Annotated in this window: 13 protein-coding genes; 9 read left to right on the forward strand and 4 right to left on the reverse strand. The window is 60.4% G+C overall.

The features are described from left to right. Positions 1-257 precede the first annotated feature (257 nt). Together AC0Z4S_RS20155 and AC0Z4S_RS20160 are read left to right on the forward strand one after the other, a co-directional pair. Positions 258-647: a hypothetical protein gene (locus AC0Z4S_RS20155; protein WP_485624356.1), complete on the forward strand. Its 390-nt coding sequence runs from the start codon at positions 258-260 to the stop codon at positions 645-647. Between the two features lie 97 nt (positions 648-744). After that, positions 745-1632 (forward strand): alpha/beta fold hydrolase, encoded by an 888-nt coding sequence (locus AC0Z4S_RS20160; RefSeq protein ID WP_485624357.1) that lies wholly within the window; start codon positions 745-747, stop codon positions 1630-1632. Here the strand turns inward: AC0Z4S_RS20160 and AC0Z4S_RS20165 are convergent. Beyond that, positions 1601-2584, reverse strand: a complete 984-nt coding sequence (locus AC0Z4S_RS20165) for a GlxA family transcriptional regulator (protein WP_485624358.1) — start codon at positions 2582-2584, stop codon at positions 1601-1603. The genes AC0Z4S_RS20160 and AC0Z4S_RS20165 overlap by 32 nt on opposite strands. Before the next feature lie 89 nt (positions 2585-2673). Between AC0Z4S_RS20165 and inhA the strand changes: the two genes are divergently transcribed. The 3 genes from inhA to AC0Z4S_RS20180 all read left to right on the forward strand — a co-directional run bounded on the left by inhA (position 2674) and on the right by AC0Z4S_RS20180 (position 6046). Beyond that, entirely contained in the window at positions 2674-3360 is a 687-nt protein-coding gene (gene inhA / locus AC0Z4S_RS20170) for an isonitrile hydratase (RefSeq protein ID WP_485624359.1), read from the forward strand. Between the two features lie 226 nt (positions 3361-3586). Beyond that, a complete protein-coding gene (locus AC0Z4S_RS20175) occupies positions 3587-4378 on the forward strand; it encodes a CPBP family intramembrane glutamic endopeptidase (RefSeq protein WP_253500667.1) in 792 nt (263 codons plus the stop codon). A gap of 102 nt (positions 4379-4480) precedes the next feature. Then, positions 4481-6046, forward strand: a complete 1566-nt coding sequence (locus AC0Z4S_RS20180; protein WP_042608406.1) for a methyl-accepting chemotaxis protein — start codon at positions 4481-4483, stop codon at positions 6044-6046. 264 nt (positions 6047-6310) lie between these two features. On the opposite strand, the gene AC0Z4S_RS20185 is transcribed toward AC0Z4S_RS20180, so the two are convergent. The 3 genes from AC0Z4S_RS20185 to AC0Z4S_RS20195 all read right to left on the reverse strand — a co-directional run bounded on the left by AC0Z4S_RS20185 (position 6311) and on the right by AC0Z4S_RS20195 (position 9804). Next, positions 6311-6664 (reverse strand): DUF6124 family protein, encoded by a 354-nt coding sequence (locus tag AC0Z4S_RS20185; RefSeq protein WP_485624360.1) that lies wholly within the window; start codon positions 6662-6664, stop codon positions 6311-6313. 1058 nt (positions 6665-7722) lie between these two features. Further along, positions 7723-8076, reverse strand: a complete 354-nt coding sequence (locus AC0Z4S_RS20190) for a DUF6124 family protein (protein ID WP_471879408.1) — start codon at positions 8074-8076, stop codon at positions 7723-7725. 1047 nt (positions 8077-9123) lie between these two features. Continuing rightward, a complete protein-coding gene (locus AC0Z4S_RS20195; protein ID WP_485624361.1) occupies positions 9124-9804 on the reverse strand; it encodes an alpha/beta family hydrolase in 681 nt (226 codons plus the stop codon). A 92-nt stretch (positions 9805-9896) separates the two neighbouring features. On the opposite strand from AC0Z4S_RS20195, the gene ccoN reads away from it, so the two are divergent. The 4 genes from ccoN to ccoP are packed head-to-tail and all read left to right on the forward strand — an operon-like array spanning position 9897 to position 13093. Then, entirely contained in the window at positions 9897-11321 is a 1425-nt protein-coding gene (ccoN, locus tag AC0Z4S_RS20200) for a cytochrome-c oxidase, cbb3-type subunit I (RefSeq protein ID WP_263469602.1), read from the forward strand. A 10-nt stretch (positions 11322-11331) separates the two neighbouring features. Continuing rightward, positions 11332-11940, forward strand: coding sequence for a cytochrome-c oxidase, cbb3-type subunit II (gene ccoO / locus AC0Z4S_RS20205; RefSeq protein WP_459728046.1), 609 nt, complete (start codon positions 11332-11334; stop codon positions 11938-11940). Positions 11941-11945: 5 nt separating this feature from the next. Next, positions 11946-12143 (forward strand): cbb3-type cytochrome oxidase subunit 3, encoded by a 198-nt coding sequence (locus tag AC0Z4S_RS20210; protein WP_485624387.1) that lies wholly within the window; start codon positions 11946-11948, stop codon positions 12141-12143. After that, on the forward strand, positions 12140-13093 hold the full coding sequence (gene ccoP, locus AC0Z4S_RS20215) for a cytochrome-c oxidase, cbb3-type subunit III (RefSeq protein ID WP_485624362.1): 954 nt from the start codon (positions 12140-12142) through the stop codon (positions 13091-13093). The genes AC0Z4S_RS20210 and ccoP overlap by 4 nt, the downstream gene beginning before the upstream one ends. Positions 13094-13148: the final 55 nt, after the last annotated feature.

Raw genomic sequence — 13148 nt, forward strand, 5'->3', positions numbered from 1 at the left:
TTTTCCACAACGGGCCTGCCCGCCAGCCAACGGGAACAGGCCCATACCCAACGTGAAACCTGCGCGGCGGTTACGTCTGGCGACAGTCTGTGTAAAAACTGCGCCTACAAAAGCCACACACGTTAGGTTGAAACGCTTCCCGCAACGTACGCTTACACGCCGAAATACCTTGTTGCCAGCCGTTACATCCACACCTACCATCCAACGCAACGGGCACAGCGGAGCTGTCCAACCACCCCCGAATTCAAGGAACCGGAATGCCTCACCACGTCCAGCGCAGCATCGACTCCCCTCTTCGCACCGGACTGAGCCGCACCCAGCTCTGGGAAGCCGCCGACAAAGGCCTGATCAAATGCTGGGAAATCGGCCGCCAGCGCGCCGAACGCTTCCCCGAACTGGCGCAGCGTTGCCTGGCCGGTGAATTGCCGGTGCTTGGCTGGAAGGGTGGCGTCAGTCGCAGCCTGAAGAAAAACGAGAAATACGGTTCGCTGAAATATCTCGCGCAGTGGCAAGGCTTGCGTGGCGACGATCTGGATATTGATCTGGCGCAGGAGCGTTCGCTGACGTGCTCACGGACGAAGATGAAGGTGACGTTTACCCCGGACCGGACGAAGTATTTCAATCAGGTGGCGGAATTTGAGGCCTAGTGGCGCGCCAGGCATGCGTTTCGTCGACTGAGTTGAGCCGGGCAGTCCGTGCGCGGGTCCAGAGTATTTGCATGCGTTTCAAACGGAGTGGTTAGTCATGATCGAGTCCGCCCTCACCCCAACCCTGACCATTGCCTACGAAATTCATGGCCCGGACAACGGCGCGCCGGTAATTCTGCTCCACGGCTTCCCCTATTCCCCCCGCGCCTTCGACGAAGTCGCCCCGGCGCTGGCCGCGCAAGGCTATCGCGTTATCGTGCCGTATTTGCGCGGTTATGGGCCGACCCGGTTCAACAGTCCGCAAACGCCGCGCTCAGGCCAGCAAGCTGCGCTCGCGCAGGATCTGCTCGATCTGATGGACGCGTTGGGCATCGAACAGGCGACGCTTTGTGGCTACGACTGGGGCGGTCGGGCGGCGTGTATTGTCGCGGCGTTGTTTCCGGGGCGGGTACGCGGGTTGGTGACCGGCGATGGCTATAACCTTCAAGACATTCCCCATTCGACTCAGCCACTGGACCCTGAGACCGAGCATCGGCTCTGGTATCAGTACTACTTCCACACGCCGCGTGGCGCCGAAGGTTTGAGGCAAAATCGCCGGGCATTGTGTCAGTTGCTCTGGCGGCTGTGGTCGCCGACATGGTCGCTAAGGGACGAACGCTACCCGCTGAGCGCTGGCGCGTTTGATAATCCTGATTTTGTCGATGTGGTGATTCATTCCTACCGGCATCGCTTCGGCTACGCCCCGGGCGATCCGGCCCTGGAGTGGATGGAAGAAGCGCTGGCCAGACAGCCGGCGATCAGCGTGCCGAGCATTTCGCTGTGCGGCGCCGATGATGGCGTCGGCCCGCCTCCGGTGATTGATGAAGATGCCGAGCATTTCAGCGGCTTTTATGAGCGGCGGGTGCTCGCGGGTGTCGGCCATAACATTCCCGAAGAAACGCCGCAGGAAACCCTCAAGGCAATACTGGATCTGTTACAGGGCTGACGGAAAACCGCTCGCGATACGCCTGCGGCGTCACGCCAATGGCACGGAGAAAACTGCGCCGCAGCGTCTCTTCGCTGCCAAAGCCGCAATTGGCCGCAATGCGTTTGACCGGCAGGCCGGTATCGCTGAGCAGTCGCCGGGCGGTTTCGACGCGGATCAATTCGATCGCCCGCGCCGGGGTCTGGCCGGTATCGGCGCGGTAGTGGCGGATGAAGCTGCGCTCGCTCATGCCGGCCTGTTCGGCGAGGGTCGGGATGCCGAGATCACAGGTCAGGTTCTCGGCGATCCAGGCGTGCAGTTCATCGAAACGGTTGCCCTGTTGTTGCAGCGACAGCGTCACACTGAATTGCGACTGCCCGCCCGGGCGTTTGAGGAACACCACTAAATGCCGGGCCACGTCGAGGGCAATGTCGCGACCGAGGTCTTCTTCGACCATCGCCAGCGCCAGATCGATACCCGCCGTGACCCCGGCGGAAGTCCACACCGGGCCGTCGTTGATGAAAATCGGGTTGGCTTCCACGCGCAGATTCGGATGTTGCTCGGCCAATTGTTCGCAGCGGGTCCAGTGCGTGACCACGCGGCGGCCGTCGAGCCAGCCGCTGGCCGCGAGCAGAAAGGCCCCGGTGCACACCGAAGCCACGCGCCGGCAGCCGTGCGCGTGTTCGCGCACCCAGTCGACCAGTTGCAGATCTTCCGATGCCGCATAAATGCCCCAGCCGCCGGCGATGATCAATGTGTCGCTGGGCGTTTGCGGCAACGGTTCGGCGAGCACCGCCAACCCCGCCGACGACAGCACCGCCCCGCCACCGCTGGCGATCACGCTCGGCGCATAAGGCGTCGGCAACCCGCGCTGACGGGCGAGATCATTGGCCGAGGCGAACACCTGCAACGGTCCGGTGACATCAAGAATCTGCATGTTGGCAAACGCGAGGACGTGAATGGCTTTGGGCATTTGGCGTAATTCGTGGGGTGATTGGCGTATGCGCCAGAACCTACGCACCTAGAGTGAAGCCGTCCACTTCTTTCAACGGAGCAAGAACGATGACGCTGCAGATCGGTTTTCTGTTATTTCCGCAGGTTCAGCAACTCGACCTGACCGGCCCCTACGACGTACTCGCCTCGTTGCCCGGCGTGCAAGTGCATCTGGTCTGGAAGGACCTGATGCCGGTGACGTCCAGCACCGGCCTGCTGCTGAAACCGACGATAACCTTCGACGATTGCCCGGAGCTGGATGTGATCTGCGTGCCCGGCGGTGGCGGCGTCGGGCCGTTGATGGAAGATCAACCGACGCTGGATTTCATCAAGCGTCAGGCCGCACAGGCACGTTACGTGACTTCGGTGTGCACCGGCTCGCTGGTACTTGGCGCGGCGGGTCTGCTGCAAGGCAAACGCGCGACCACCCATTGGGCGTATCACGAGTTGCTGCCGAAGCTGGGGGCGATTGCGGTGAAGGATCGGGTGGTGCGCGACGGCAATCTGTTTACCGGTGGCGGGATCACCGCCGGGATCGATTTTGCCTTGGTATTGGCCGCTGAATTGGTTGATGCGGATACCGCGCAGCTGGTGCAGTTGCAACTCGAGTACGCCCCGGCGCCGCCGTTCAATGCCGGCAGCCCGGACGTGGCGCCGAGTGCGGTTGTGGCTGAAGCGCGGTTGCGCGCGGCGCCTTCGTTGAAGCTGCGTACCGAGATTACCGAGCGCGCGGCGGCCAAACTGGGCCTGCACTAATTTCCCCGCCAAATGCAAAACCTGTGGGAGCGAGCCTGCTCGCGAAGACGGAGTGTCAGTCGCCAGTGATGTCATCTGGAAAACCGCTTTCGCGAGCAGGCTCGCTCCCACAGGGCTCCGTGTCGACCATAGATGTGAGTTATCCCCAATTGACCATACCTTCCCTTGTCCCACCGCCCTCGCCCGTGTAGAAAGCCCCTTCCAGAATTTCGCACAAGGACTTTCGATGAAGGCGCTGCCCTGGCTCTATCTTGCGCTGCTCGGCCTCGGTTACGGACTGGCCCTGAGCTACGGCCAACTCGGTTGGCTGGCATTGATCTCCGTGGGGCTTTTGCTGTTCGCCGCGTTCGCCGTGCGCCAGCAACAGGTGCCGGTCGCGCGCTGGCTCGGCCATGGTCTGTTTGTCGTCCTGGCCCTGGCATTGGCGCTGCACTGGCTGCCGGGCTTCGCCAACGGCCGCGCGATCGATCCGCAACGTTTCACTGAAAACGCCGTGCCGTTCGCGATGTACCTCAATCTCGACAAACCGCTGGTGGGCTTCTGGTTGCTGCTGGTTTGTCCGTGGATTGTCGCGCGGCGCTCGTTGCGCCTGACGGTCTATGCCACCGCCCTCGCCCTGACGCTCTGCGCAATCCTTGCCCTCGGCGGTGCGCTGTTGCTTGGCGTGATTGCCTGGGCGCCAAAGTGGCCGGATCAGGCTTGGCTCTGGGTGCTGAACAATCTGCTGCTGGTGACGCTGGTCGAGGAAGCGCTGTTTCGCGGCTATATACAGGGCGGACTCAGCCGTCGTCTCAAGCACCTGCCCTACGGCGACAACCTCGCGCTGCTGTCGGCGTCGCTGTTGTTCGGTCTGGTGCATGCCGGCGCTGGCTGGACCTGGGTGTTGCTGGCGGGACTGGCCGGGGTCGGCTATGGTCTGGCCTACCGTTTCGGCGGACTGGGCGCGGCGATCGCCACGCATTTCGGCCTGAACCTGCTGCACTTCGGCCTGTTCACCTATCCGATGCTGGCCAGTTGACGCAAGCGCCGTTTTGCGACGCCGTACTTAATTCTGAAAAAAAACTTCAATAAAAACCTGTCAGCGCCGACAACCTTTGAAAGCCTTGCGGATTGAAAAACCATGCGTAACAACCAGCCCATTACACAACGCGAGCGGACCTTTCCAGCTCAGCAACGGTTGATTTCCACCACCGATGCCAAGGGCGTGATCACCTACTGCAACGACGCGTTCGTTGAAATCAGCGGGTTTTCGCGGGAGGAACTGATCCGGGCGCCGCACAATCTGGTCCGTCACCCTGACGTGCCGTCGGCGGTGTTCTCGCACATGTGGGGCACACTGAAACAAGGCTTGCCATGGATGGGCATTGTCAAGAATCGCTGCAAATCCGGTGACCACTATTGGGTTAATGCCTACGTCACACCGGTGTTTGATGGCAGCCAGGTGATCGGTTACGAGTCGGTGCGCGTCAAACCCACCGCCGAACAGATCCGCCGCGCCGAAGCGCTCTACCAACGCATCAATCAGGGCAAGTCGGCGATTCCTTCGACGGACAAATGGCTGCCGATCCTGCAGGACTGGCTGCCGTTCATTCTGGTCAGCCAGTTGAGCTTCATGATCGGCGCGACGCTGAACTCGCAGTGGGGCTTCGCCCTCGCCGCCGGTCTGTCGGTGCCGCTGGGCCTGATGGGCCTGCAATGGCAGCAACGCGGGCTCAAGCGCCTGCTGCGCCTCGCCGAGCAGACCACCTCCGACCCGCTGATCGCGCAGATGTACACCGACAGCCGTGGCGCCCAGGCGCGTCTGGAGATGTCGATCCTCAGCCAGGAAGCGCGCCTGAAAACCTGCCTGACCCGTCTGCAGGACACCGCCGAACACCTGACCGATCAGGCCAAGCAGTCCGACGCCCTGGCGCACAACAGCTCGACCGGCCTGGAACGCCAGCGTGTGGAAACCGAACAGGTCGCCACCGCCGTCAACCAGATGGCCGCCACCACCCAGGAAGTCGCCAGCCACGTACAACGCACCGCTGACGCCACCCAGGAAGCCAACCGCCTGACCGGTCGCGGCCGTGACATCGCCGGGGAAACCCGCGAAGCGATCCAGCGCTTGTCGGTGGTCGTCGGCGAAACCGGCCTGACCGTGACCCAACTGGCCAAGGACAGCGACGAAATCGGCGGTGTGGTCGACGTGATCAAAGGCATCGCCGACCAGACCAACCTCCTCGCCCTCAACGCCGCCATCGAAGCGGCACGTGCCGGCGAAATGGGCCGTGGTTTTGCAGTCGTGGCTGACGAAGTCCGCCAATTGGCACAACGCACCAGCGAATCCACCGGGCAGATTCATGCCCTGATCGCCAAGCTGCAACAGACCGCCTCCAGCGCCGTGCAAACCATGGAAGCCGGCCATCGCCAGGCTGAAGAAGGCGTGGCACGGGTGCTGGAAGCGGATCAGGCGCTGGTCGGCATCAGCGAAGCGGTGGCCAACATCACCGACATGACCACCCAGATCGCCGCCGCGACCGAAGAGCAAAGTGCCGTGGCTGAAGAAATCAGCCGTAACATCAGCAATATCTCGGAACTGGCGGATCAGACCTCGGAACAGGCGCACAACTCGGCATTGTTGAGTGAAGAGCTGACCAAAACTGCGAATACGCAGTACTCGTTGGTGGAGCGGTTTAACCGCTAACAGCAAAAGATCGCAGCCTGCGGCAGCTCCTACGGATAATCGGGGTAGGAGCTGCCGCAGGCTGCGATCTTTTGACCTTGAAAGCCTGGACGGCGAAAGCTGCCCGGGCTTTTTGTTATTGATCTGGAATTTTTGAAGTCTGGCAAGCCGCCATCGCGAGCAGGCTCACTCCATTGGATCTGCGGTGTTCACAGATTAGGTACCAGACACCAATCCCCTGTGGGAGCGAGCCTGCTCGCGAAGAGGCCATAACAGCCAGCGAAATTACTGAGGCAACTTCAACTTATCCAGCAACCGATTGACCAACAGTTCGTTGAGCATGATCACCTGTTGCAGCGCCAGCAGTGGTTTGCGTTCCGGGCCGCCTATCGAGTTGGCGATGTTACCGGCCATGGCATGCGCGTATGAAAGTGATTCGCAGGCTTCGATCAACAGGGTTTCGTCATCCAGCGTGGGGTCCACGACATAGACCGGGCGATATTTTGGAGAGCTTGGCGGGGCTGCCAGGTCTTCGGGTTTGAGGTAATAGTCGAGGGCGCGGTCGGTGGCTTCTTTGACTTTTTGCGAGTCGAGATCGGGGCCGTGGGGGATTGGCGGGTTGGGGGTTACTTTGAACATGGGCGTGCTCCAGTTTCGAGTATTGGGAGCCAGCACCCTCGCTACCAAACGAAGGGTGGTGGCCATACGCAGGTTGGTAGACCGGTCGAAACGGGAAACCCGGCGCTCACAAAGGAGCCCCACGCATGCCCACCATAAAAGCCGAGCCCCGAATCGGGACTGCATATGGTGACGCTATACAACGGTTTCGACGCGGGCTACCAAACCCCATCACTGTTTTCCAGTGACCGAGAAACGATATAGCCAACCTCATAGCCGTGTAAGCCGGCGGATTCTGGCGTACGCGTAGGCAACGGCGCAAGGAGTTGTAGCCGGGATGGCGTAACGGATCGTGTAGTTTAAACATTGGTCTTTGATGATGTTTAAGCGCGGGATTGTCTCTGACACTCAGGCGGTTTGACGTCGTCTGGAAGACAGCTTTCGCGAGCAGGCTCGCTCCCACACTGGATCTGCGCCAATCACAAATTATGTGCCCGACACCGAGCCCCTGTAGGAGTGAGCCTGCTCGCGATGAGGCCTTCTTTGCCGACGGAGATCTCACTCAAGCACTGCAGAAACTGCCTACAACTGCGCCAGAATACGCCGACTGGTGCGGGTCGAGGCCAGGTTCTACCGTTTGCCGATCGCTACTCAATCACGCAGACCGGCCAGCATGAATACAACCCCCGCCCGAAAACCCGCTAAACAGAAAATTCGAAATGAGCTGACATTCCTTGATGTTCGGCAAGCCGCACGTGATGGGCAGAACGTGTTCGATAAATTTGTGATCACTGGCAGGCTACCCATCACCAGATGAATCAAAAAAATCGCAGCCTTCGGCAGCTCCTGCACGGTTACTGTAGGAGCTGCCGAAGGCTGCGATCTTTTTATCTTGGAAGCCCGGAAGCGCAAGCTTCCGGGCTATTTATTACCTGTCTGAATTTGATGTCGCTTGGCAGATCGCGTTCGCGAGCAGGCTCGCTCCCACCGGGATCATTTTCGAGCACAAAGAAGGTGGCTACCGCTAATCCAATGTGGGAGCGAGCCTGCTCGCGAAAAAGCCATGACAACCAGCGCAATTATTGAGGCAACTTCAACTTGTCCAGCAACCTATTGACCAACAGTTCGTTGAGCATGATCACCTGTTGCAGCGCCAGCAGTGGTTTGCGTTCCGGGCCGCCTATCGAGTTGGCGATGTTACCGGCCATGGCATGGGCGTATGAAAGCGACTCGCAAGCTTCGACCAACAGGGTTTCGTCATCCAGCGTGGGGTCCACGACATAGACCGGGCGATATTTTGGAGAGCTTGGCGGGGCTGCCAGGTCTTCGGGTTTGAGGTAATAGTCGAGGGCGCGGTCGGTGGCTTCTTTGACTTTTTGCGAGTCGAGATCGGGGCCGTGGGGGATTGGCGGGTTGGGGGTTACTTTGAACATGATGAAACTCCTATCGCAGACTGAAGGAGCCATCACCTTCGCTACCAAACGAGGGTGGCGGCCATACGCGGGTTGGTAGACCGGCTGCAATAGGAACCCGGCGCCCGCGAACGAGCCCCACGCATGACCACCATATAAACCAAGCCCCCAAAAAAGGACGGTCTGAAGGCGTAGACATACGGCCATTACAGACGGGCTACCAAACCCGATCACTGATATTTTTCAGTGACCGAGAAACGATATAGCCAACCTCATAGCCGCGTAAGCCGGCGGATTCTGGCGTAGGCGTAGGCAATGGCGCAAGGAGTTGTAGCCGGGATGGCGTAACGGATCGTGTAGTTTAAACGCGCGAACAAAATCATGTTTACACACAGGAAATGCCGGACCGAGCACGCTTCCGGCTCTTTATCGTGTCAGCGAAATCGCCCCTCACCCTAACCCTCTCCCGGTGGGAGAGGGGACTGAACCGAGGTGTTTGGGAGAGCTACGCCGACGTGCAATACCGCGTTGAACTCAGGCTTTGAAAACCACACATATCGGCCCCCTCTCCCTCGGGAGAGGGCTGGGGTGAGGGGCAGCAGCAACACAAATCAAAAGCCGAACACCCACGCTTTTCACCACTCAATAGGCCGAGTTTCAGCTCGCCTGCTCTTGATCTTGATCCACCGGCGACGTCGGAAGGCTGAGTGGAGGGATTGATCCGGGCGTGGGAGCGCAGCGACCGTTTGGCGCAGCCAAACACATCGAGAGGAGGTGCAGCGAAGCAAACCGGAGGCGATGCGCCCGGATCGATCCCGCAGCGAAGGGACCCCGAGCCCCAGCGAGCGGGCCGAACGTAGGAGCAAGCCTTTTTGGTTACTTTTTCGGCGTTTGGAAAAAGTGACCCGCCGTAAGGGCGGAACCCTAAGCAGCCGTTACCGCAGCAACGGATATGCCCCCAAGAGCAAGATCAACAGCTACCCCCTCACCCCAGCCCTCTCCCCCATGGGGGCGAGGGGGAAAGGGAGCAGATCTTCATGCAACGCAAAAATCCGGCCCGGCTCAAAATCAGTCACGGAGAAATTCAGCCACCTTCTGCGCAGCACCCGCCAAATGATCGGAATGCGTAAAGCCAGAAGCTTTGAGCGGCTTCAAATCATGATCCCCCGCCACCAACCAAAACACCTCAATCCCCGGCGCTAACGAATACCCCTCAACCGCCTCGCGATTCCCCAGAGCATCCCGCTCCCCCTGCACGATCAACGCCCGCGTACGCAATGCAGCCAAATGCTCAACCCGCGGCTTCTCCGGCTTCCCAGCCGCATAAAACGGATACCCCAGACACACCAACGCATCAACACCCAACTCATCCGCCACCAGACTCGCCATCCGCCCGCCCATCGATTTCCCGCCAACCGCCAAAACCCCAGCGACATGACGCCGCACAACCGCAAACACCTCGCGCCAACATTCCTGCAACTTGCCAGCAGGATTCGGCGGCCGCTTCACCCCATCCACCCGCCGCTGCGCCATATAAGGAAACTCAAAGCGCAACACATTCACCCCAAGCCCCGCCAGCCGCCCAGCCATGTCGTTCATCCAATCGCTATCCATCGGCGCCCCCGCCCCGTGCGCCAGAATCAGCGTCGCCGAGGCCTCACCAACAGCGGCATCCCACAGCCACCCATGATCACGCACACACTGCGCCCATTGATCCCCGTCAATACTGGCCTTGTGCTGTTTGTCCATGCTTGCCTCGCTTTTAGTCTGCCTTTAACTCCAGGCGAAGGATTCGCGCCGTTTGCGCGCGCTCACTTCGACTGAACCGTGGATGGGGAACCATGAACACTTCTATCAGTACCGCCTACAACTACAAGGTGGTCCGCCAATTCGCCATTATGACGGTGGTGTGGGGCATCGTCGGCATGGGCCTCGGGGTTTTTCTCGCGGCGCAATTGGTCTGGCCGGAACTCAACTTCAATCTGCCCTGGACCAGTTTCGGCCGTCTGCGCCCGCTGCACACCAACGCGGTGATCTTCGCCTTCGGTGGCTGCGCGCTGTTCGCCAGCTCTTTCTACTCGGTACAACGCACCTGCCAGACGCAATTGTTCGCGCCGAAAATCGCCGCGTTCTGCTTCTGGGGCTGGCAACTTGTGATCCTGCTGGCGGCGATCAGCCTGCCGCTGGGTTACACCAGTTCCAAGGAATACGCCGAGCTGGAATGGCCGATCGACATTCTGATCACCATCGTCTGGGTCGCCTACGCGATCGTGTTCTTCGGCACGATCATGCAGCGCAAGACCAAACACATTTATGTCGGCAACTGGTTCTTCGGCGCGTTCATCATCACCGTGGCGATTCTGCACATCGTCAATAACCTTGAGTTGCCGGTGAGTTTCACCAAGTCTTACTCGGTGTACGCCGGTGCCACCGACGCGATGGTGCAGTGGTGGTACGGCCACAACGCTGTGGGCTTTTTCCTCACCGCCGGTTTCCTCGGCATGATGTATTACTTCGTGCCGAAACAGGCCGAGCGCCCGGTGTATTCGTATCGCCTGTCGATCGTGCACTTCTGGGCCTTGATCACCCTGTACATCTGGGCCGGCCCGCACCACTTGCACTACACCGCGCTGCCGGACTGGGCACAGTCGCTCGGCATGGTGATGTCGCTGATTCTGCTGGCACCGAGCTGGGGCGGCATGATCAACGGCATGATGACCCTCTCGGGCGCCTGGCATAAGTTGCGCAGCGACCCGATCCTGCGCTTCCTCGTGGTGTCGCTGGCGTTCTACGGCATGTCGACCTTCGAAGGGCCGATGATGGCGATCAAGACCGTCAACGCCCTGTCCCACTACACCGACTGGACCATCGGCCACGTACACGCCGGCGCACTCGGCTGGGTGGCGATGATTTCGATCGGCGCGCTGTACCACATGATCCCGAAAATCTTCGGCAAGGCGCAGATGCACAGCGTCGGCCTGATCAACGCGCACTTCTGGCTGGCGACCATCGGCACCGTGCTCTACATCGCTTCGATGTGGGTCAACGGCATCGCCCAGGGCCTGATGTGGCGCGCGGTCAACGAGGACGGCACGCTGACCTATTCCTTCGTCGAAACCCTGGTGGCCAGCCATCCGGGCTTTGTCGTGCGCCTGATTGGTGGGGCGATTTTCCTCAGCGGCATGTTGCTGATGGCTTACAACACCTGGCGCACCGTGCGGGCCTCGCAGCCTGCCGAAGTCGTCGCTGCCGCGCAGATGGCCTGAGGAGTCCGCCATGAAACACGAAACCATTGAAAAGAACGTCGGCCTGCTGATGCTGCTGATGGTGTTCGCCGTGAGTATCGGCGGCCTGACCCAGATCGTCCCGCTGTTCTTCCAGGACGTCACCAACAAACCGGTGGAAGGCATGAAGCCCTACACCGCACTGCAACTGGAAGGCCGCGACATCTATATCCGCGAAGGCTGCGTCGGCTGCCACTCGCAGATGATCCGCCCGTTCCGCGCCGAAACCGAGCGTTACGGGCACTACTCGGTAGCGGGCGAAAGCGTCTGGGATCATCCGTTCCTGTGGGGTTCGAAACGCACCGGGCCGGACCTCGCTCGCGTTGGCGCGCGCTACTCGGATGACTGGCACCGCGCGCACTTGTACAACCCGCGCAACGTCGTGCCGGAATCGAAGATGCCGGCTTATCCATGGCTGGTCACCCAGGCCGTCGACAGCAGTCACACCGAAACCAAGCTGAAAACCATGCGCACCCTCGGCGTGCCGTATACCGACGACGACGTCAGCGGCGCGGTGGCCAGCCTCAAGGGCAAAACCGAAATGGACGCACTCGTTTCGTATCTGCAAGTGCTCGGCACTGCGATCAAGAGCAAGAGGTGAGCACGATGATCTTTGAGATGAGTGCAGGCCTGATCCGCGGCCTCGGCACGGTCGTGGTGTTCGTCGCCTTCGTTGGTTTGACGCTTTGGGTGTTCAACCGCAAGCGCACCGCGGAATTTGCCGAAGCACGTCTGCTGCCGTTCGCCGACGAGCCGCAAGCTGAAACAACCCAAGCAAATGAGACAAGGAGTACCCGGCCATGACCACCTTCTGGAGTACGTGGATCTGCGTACTGACCATTGGCAGCCTGATCGGCCTGACCTGGCTGTTGATCGGCACGCGCCGGGGCGAGACCAAGGGCAGCGTCGACCAGACCATGGGCCACAGCTTCGACGGCATCGAGGAATACGACAATCCGCTGCCGCAGTGGTGGTTCATGCTGTTCGCCGGCACGCTGGTGTTCTCGGTGGGCTATCTGATCCTCTATCCGGGCCTGGGCAACTGGAAAGGCATCCTGCCCGGTTACGAGGATGGCTGGACCGGCGTGCACGAGTGGGAAAAGGAAATGAACAAGGCAGACGCGCGGTTCGGGCCGATCTTCGCCAAATTCGCTGCCATGCCCGTGGAAGAAGTGGCCAGGGATCCGCAGGCGCTGAAAATGGGCGGTCGCTTGTTCGCCTCCAACTGCTCGGTGTGCCACGGTTCGGATGCCAAAGGCGCGTTCGGCTTCCCCAACCTCGCCGACAGCGACTGGCGCTGGGGCGGCGATGCCGAGACGATCAAGACCACCATCATGGGTGGCCGCATGGCGGCGATGCCGGCCTGGGGCGAAGTGCTCGGCGAAGCCGGGGTGAAAAACGTGGCTGCGTATGTGCGCCACGAACTGGCCGGCCTGCCGCTACCCGCCGACAGCACAGCGGATGTGCAAGCCGGGCAGCAAGCGTTCAGCACTACGTGCGTCGCCTGTCATGGCGCCACCGGCCAGGGCACCGCAGCGATGGGCGCGCCAAACCTGACCCACCCGGCCGGCTTTATCTATGGCACCAGTCTGACCCAACTTGAGCAAACCATTCGCCATGGTCGCCAAGGACACATGCCGGCGCAGAACGAGTTGTTGGGCAACGATAAAGTGCAATTGCTTGCCGCCTATGTGTACAGCCTTAGCCATGGATTGAATACAGAAAGAATGGCAATTGAAGACATAAAGAAATAGATCCTGTGCACACAGCTGCCGCGACTTTTCCGTTGCGGCAGTTTCCCGTCCCATT

This window comes from Pseudomonas sp. 1L-B-1-E-C1 (assembly GCF_057291835.1).

Excerpts from the sequence above, each read along its gene's own strand:
- AC0Z4S_RS20185 (WP_485624360.1), bottom strand. The coding sequence starts at position 6,664 with ATGTTCAAAGTAACCCCCAACCCGCCAATCCCCCACGGCCCCGATCTC.
- AC0Z4S_RS20180 (WP_042608406.1), top strand. The coding sequence starts at position 4,481 with ATGCGTAACAACCAGCCCATTACACAACGCGAGCGGACCTTTCCAGCT.
- AC0Z4S_RS20190 (WP_471879408.1), bottom strand. The coding sequence starts at position 8,076 with ATGTTCAAAGTAACCCCCAACCCGCCAATCCCCCACGGCCCCGATCTC.
- AC0Z4S_RS20210 (WP_485624387.1), top strand. The coding sequence starts at position 11,946 with ATGATCTTTGAGATGAGTGCAGGCCTGATCCGCGGCCTCGGCACGGTC.
- ccoN (WP_263469602.1), top strand. The coding sequence starts at position 9,897 with ATGAACACTTCTATCAGTACCGCCTACAACTACAAGGTGGTCCGCCAA.
- ccoO (WP_459728046.1), top strand. The coding sequence starts at position 11,332 with ATGAAACACGAAACCATTGAAAAGAACGTCGGCCTGCTGATGCTGCTG.
- AC0Z4S_RS20175 (WP_253500667.1), top strand. The coding sequence starts at position 3,587 with ATGAAGGCGCTGCCCTGGCTCTATCTTGCGCTGCTCGGCCTCGGTTAC.
- ccoP (WP_485624362.1), top strand. The coding sequence starts at position 12,140 with ATGACCACCTTCTGGAGTACGTGGATCTGCGTACTGACCATTGGCAGC.
- AC0Z4S_RS20155 (WP_485624356.1), top strand. The coding sequence starts at position 258 with ATGCCTCACCACGTCCAGCGCAGCATCGACTCCCCTCTTCGCACCGGA.
- AC0Z4S_RS20195 (WP_485624361.1), bottom strand. The coding sequence starts at position 9,804 with ATGGACAAACAGCACAAGGCCAGTATTGACGGGGATCAATGGGCGCAG.
- AC0Z4S_RS20160 (WP_485624357.1), top strand. The coding sequence starts at position 745 with ATGATCGAGTCCGCCCTCACCCCAACCCTGACCATTGCCTACGAAATT.
- inhA (WP_485624359.1), top strand. The coding sequence starts at position 2,674 with ATGACGCTGCAGATCGGTTTTCTGTTATTTCCGCAGGTTCAGCAACTC.
- AC0Z4S_RS20165 (WP_485624358.1), bottom strand. The coding sequence starts at position 2,584 with ATGCCCAAAGCCATTCACGTCCTCGCGTTTGCCAACATGCAGATTCTT.